This window comes from Corallococcus sp. 4LFB (assembly GCF_046520365.1).
In the GTDB taxonomy this organism is placed as follows: domain Bacteria; phylum Myxococcota; class Myxococcia; order Myxococcales; family Myxococcaceae; genus Corallococcus; species Corallococcus caeni.
This window is the reverse complement of the sequence record NZ_JBKGHJ010000627.1, coordinates 1-4,122: the sequence shown is the minus strand read 5'-3', so window position 1 is coordinate 4,122 and position 4,122 is coordinate 1. Positions and strand designations below refer to the sequence as shown.

The window sequence follows — 4,122 nt, the reverse complement described above, 5'->3', positions numbered from 1 at the left end:
GCAGCCTGGCTCCGCGCTCGTCCTGCCCGTGGCCCGCTCCGGCGAGTCGAACCCGGCGGGCCTGCTCGTGCTGGGCCTGTCCCCCCGGTTGCCGGCGGATGCCTCGTACCTGTCGTTCCTGGAGCTGGTCGCGGGCGGGCTGGGCGCGGCCATCGCCGGGGCCCGCGCGTACGAGGACGCGCGGCGGCAGGCGGAGGCGCTGGCGGAGCTGGACCGCGCGAAGACGGCCTTCTTCTCCAACATCAGCCACGAGTTCCGCACGCCGCTGACGCTGATGCTGGGGCCGCTGGGGGACGTGCTCACGGATCCGGAGCGCCCCCTGGACGCCCGGCACCGGGAGCGGCTGGAGCTGGTGCTGCGCAACAGCCAGCGGCTGCTCAAGCTGGTCAACAGCCTGCTCGACTTCAGCCGCCTGGAGGCGGGCCGCCCGCGGGCCACCTTCGAGCCCACGGACCTGGGGCCCTTCACCGCGGGGCTCGCGAGCACGTTCGAGTCGCTGGTGACGAAGGCGGGGCTGCGGCTCCAGGTGGACTGCCCTCCCCTGTCCGCCCCCGTCTGGGTGGACCGCGAGCTCTGGGAGAAGGTCGTCCTCAACCTCCTCTCCAACGCCTTCAAGTTCACCTTCCAGGGCACCCTCACCGTCCGGCTGCGCGAGCTGGGCGACCGGGTGGAGCTGTCCGTCAGCGACACCGGCACGGGCATCCCCGCGCACGAGCTGCCCCGCGTCTTCGAGCGCTTCCACCGGGTGGAGGGCGCGCGGGGCCGGGGCTACGAGGGGAGCGGCATCGGGCTGGCGCTCGTGCGCGAGCTGGTGGAGCTGCACGGCGGCCACATCTCCGCCCAGAGCGGTCCCGGAGGTGGGCAGCACCTTCACGGTGTCGCTGCGCAAGGCACGGCGCACCTGCCGCCCGAGCAGCTGCGGCGGGAGCCCGCGCGGGACGACGCCCGCGCCCCGAAGCCGGAGTCCTTCGTCCAGGAGGCGGCGCGGTGGCTGCCGGGGGCCTCGGAGGACCTGCCCGCGCCCGTGCCGAAGGCGCCCCCGGGACGCATGCGGGGCCACGTGCTCCTGGCGGAAGACACCGCGGACCTGCGCGACTACGTGCGGCGGTCGCTGGAGGGCCGCTTCACGGTGACGGCGGTGGCGGACGGCCGCACGGCGCTGGACGTGGCGCGGGAGCATCCGCCGGACGTGGTGCTGTCGGACGTGATGATGCCGGAGCTGGACGGCTTCGCGCTCATGCGGGAGCTGAAGGCGGATCCGCGCACCGCCCACGTCCCCGTCATCCTCCTGTCCGCGCGCGCGGGCGAGGAGGCGAAGGTGGAGGGCCTCAACGCCGGCGCGGACGACTACCTGGTGAAGCCCTTCGGCGTGCGCGAGCTGGTGGCCCGCCTGGAGGGGACGGTCAACGCCGCGCGGGCCCGCGCCCAGCGCGAGGAGCTGGTCCAGGCGCTCAAGCTGTCGGAGACGCGCTACCGGCTGGCCACCCGGGCCACGAAGGACGCCGTCTGGGACCTGGACCTCCGCACCCAGCAGCTGTCCTGGAGCGAGGGCATCCACACGCTCTTCGGCTACGCGCTGGACGCGGTGCGCCCCGGGTTGGACTGGTGGACGGACGCCGTCCACCCGGAGGACCGCGAGCAGGCCGTCCAGAGCCTCCACGCCATCGCGGACGCGCCCGAGGGCAGCGACTGGCGCGCCGAGTACCGCTTCCGCCGGCAGGACGGCACCTATGCCCAGGTGGAGGACCGGGGCTGGGTGGTGCGCGACGCCACGGGCACGGCCATCCGCATGGTGGGCGCCATGCAGGACGTCACGCTGCGCAAGGCCGCGGACGACGCCCTGCGCCGCAGCGAGGAGGAGTTCCGCACGCTCGCGGAGGCGCTGCCCGAGGCCGTCTTCGTCACCGCCCCGGACGGGTCGTTCACCTATGTGAACAACGTGCTGCCGGAGCAGACCGGCCTGAGCGCGGAGGCGCTGCTGGACCGGGGCTACCGGCGCATCGTCCACCCCGACGACATGGCCACCAGCGGCAGGCTCTGGATGGAGGCGCTGGAGCGCGGCGGGCGCTTCCAGTCCGAGCACCGGGTGCTCTACCGGGACGGCCAGTACCGCTGGCACCTGGTGCGTGCCCTGCCGTCCGCGACGCGGAGGGCCGGGTGGTGAAGTGGGTGGGCACGTCCATGGACGTCCACGAGCTGCGCCAGGCCCAGGCCCAGCAGCAGCAGCGCGCGGACTTCGAACAGCAGCTCATTGGCATCGTGAGCCACGACCTGCGCAACCCCGTGAGCGCCATCCTCCTGGGCGCCGCCAGCCTGATGCGCCGCGAGGAGCTGGACGAGCGCAGCACCAAGGCCGTCAGCCGGATCCAATCCGCCGCGGAGCGGGCCCACCGGATGATCCGCGACCTGCTCGACTTCACCCAGGCGCGCCTGGGCGGCGGGCTGCGCATCCAGCGCCGCCCGTCGGACCTGCACGAGCTCATCGACGGGGTGCTGGAGGAGATTGAAGCCACGCACCCGGACCGGGAGATCCGCCGGCGCCGCGGCGGCAGCGGCCTGGGCGAGTGGGATCCGGACCGGCTGGGGCAGATGGCCCAGAACCTGGTGACCAACGCGCTGAGGTACAGCCCCCGGGACACCGCCGTCCTCGTGGAGACCCTCGGCACGGACGACGCCGTGACGCTGTCCATCCACAACGCGGGGGCCCCATCCCCCCGGAGCGGATGGGCCTGCTCTTCCAGCCGCTGCAGCGCGCCAGCGGCGAGGTGGACCACGGCAGCCGGAGCATCGGGCTGGGGCTCTACATCGTGAAGCAGCTGGTGGAGGCCCACGGCGGCACCGTCACCGTGACGTCCACCGCCGAGGCGGGCACCACGTTCACCGTGCGGCTGCCCCGCCACGTCCCGGCGATGCCGTAGCGCCCGCCGGGGCAGCGCCCCCAAAGCAAAAGGCCCGCGAGATTTCTCTCGCGGGCCTCTCTCACTTCAGTGTGGAGCTAACCGGGATCGAACCGGTGACCTCTTGAATGCCATTCAAGCGCTCTCCCAGCTGAGCTATAGCCCCTTCTTTGCTGCGTGCTGCCCGGCCCGCCGTGGGGGGCGGTCCGTGCCGTGAGGCGGCGCGACTTCTACGGCTTCTTCGTTCCCGACGCCACAACTTTTTGCGGCTTCGCGACGGTTTTTACCTTCAAACGGTCCGCCACTTCTTCTCCTTCCCGGAGCAGGTCGGTGAGGGACGCGGCGTGGTCCGACGCCGCCTTCTCCGCCGCCGCGATGGACTGGAGCAACCGGGCGAAGTTCGGGGGCAGCTCCAGCCGGCCTGCCTGAACGGCCTGCCAGACGGCCTCGCCCAGCTCGCGGTGGGTCTGCTCCTTCTTGTCCTTGAGGAAGGCGGCCTTGCCGTTGGCCCGCGCCAGCTCCGTGTTGCGCTCAACGGCCTCCCGCAGCCTTGCCAGCTTGGCCTCGGCCGCCTGGAAGGCTTCGTTGATCTGCCGCATCACTTCGGTCTGCTTCGGATCTGCCGCCACGGCTGTCACCCTCGGGAGAGGAGAAGGTCGTTCGTGCGTAGCGTGGCGGCTCGGCGACTGTCAACCCGCCTCGCGGACCAGCCGGGCGGCGAAGAAGCCCCCGCCGGGGACCCGGGGTGGCAGGGCGCGCAGGTAGGGGCCGTCCACCCCCACCTGGAGCTCCGCGGGCCACCCCTCCCCCACCGGCTCCAGGGCGAAGCCCGGGTGCTTTCGGAGGAAGGCCTCCACCACCGCGTCGTTCTCCTCCGGGAGCACGGAGCACGTGGCGTAGACGATGCGCGCCCCGGGCTTCACCTGGGCGGCCACCTCCGCCAGCAGCGCGGACTGCGTGGCCTGGAACTCCGCGATGGCCTTCGCGGACAGCTTCCACTTCTGATCCGGCTCGCGCGCCAGGGACCCCGTGCCGCTGCACGGCGCGTCCACCAGCACCACGTCCACCGCGTCCAGCGGCACCGGGTGCGGGAACGCCACCTGCTTGAGGCCGAACTCGCGCACCCGGTCGCGCGCGTCCGCGAGCCGCCGCTTGGAGCGGTCTCCCGCCAGCACCTTCCCCTTCGCGCCCACCAGGTCCGCGAGCCCCAGCGTCTTGCCGCCGG

At 72.9% G+C, this 4,122-nt stretch carries 4 protein-coding genes, 1 tRNA gene and 1 pseudogene; 3 read left to right on the top strand and 3 right to left on the bottom strand.

Going from position 1 to position 4,122, the window contains the following annotated elements; genetic code table 11:
• The 3 genes from ACLEQD_RS38355 to ACLEQD_RS38345 all read left to right on the top strand — a co-directional run.
• The coding region (locus tag ACLEQD_RS38355; protein WP_410390798.1) for a PAS domain S-box protein at positions 1 to 2,164 on the top strand (2,164 nt) is incomplete at its 5' end.
• Complete coding sequence (locus tag ACLEQD_RS38350; protein ID WP_410390797.1) at positions 2,158 to 2,811, top strand: sensor histidine kinase; 654 nt, start codon at positions 2,158 to 2,160, stop codon at positions 2,809 to 2,811. The genes ACLEQD_RS38355 and ACLEQD_RS38350, both read left to right, overlap by 7 nt.
• Entirely contained in the window at positions 2,724 to 2,918 is a 195-nt protein-coding gene (locus ACLEQD_RS38345; protein WP_410390796.1) for a sensor histidine kinase, read from the top strand. Before ACLEQD_RS38350 ends, ACLEQD_RS38345 begins: the two co-directional genes overlap by 88 nt.
• 72 nt (positions 2,919 to 2,990) lie before the next feature.
• Here ACLEQD_RS38345 and ACLEQD_RS38340 read toward each other — a convergent pair.
• The 3 genes and pseudogenes from ACLEQD_RS38340 to ACLEQD_RS38330 all read right to left on the bottom strand — a co-directional run.
• Positions 2,991 to 3,063 (bottom strand) — tRNA-Ala (locus tag ACLEQD_RS38340).
• Positions 3,064 to 3,127: 64 nt separating this feature from the next.
• Positions 3,128 to 3,526 (bottom strand): hypothetical protein, encoded by a 399-nt coding sequence (locus ACLEQD_RS38335; RefSeq protein ID WP_410390795.1) that lies wholly within the window; start codon positions 3,524 to 3,526, stop codon positions 3,128 to 3,130.
• A 60-nt stretch (positions 3,527 to 3,586) separates the two neighbouring features.
• Positions 3,587 to 4,122: pseudogene (locus ACLEQD_RS38330) on the bottom strand (RsmB/NOP family class I SAM-dependent RNA methyltransferase); the annotation flags it as partial.

Excerpts from the sequence above, each read along its gene's own strand:
- ACLEQD_RS38345 (WP_410390796.1), top strand. The coding sequence starts at position 2,724 with ATGGGCCTGCTCTTCCAGCCGCTGCAGCGCGCCAGCGGCGAGGTGGAC.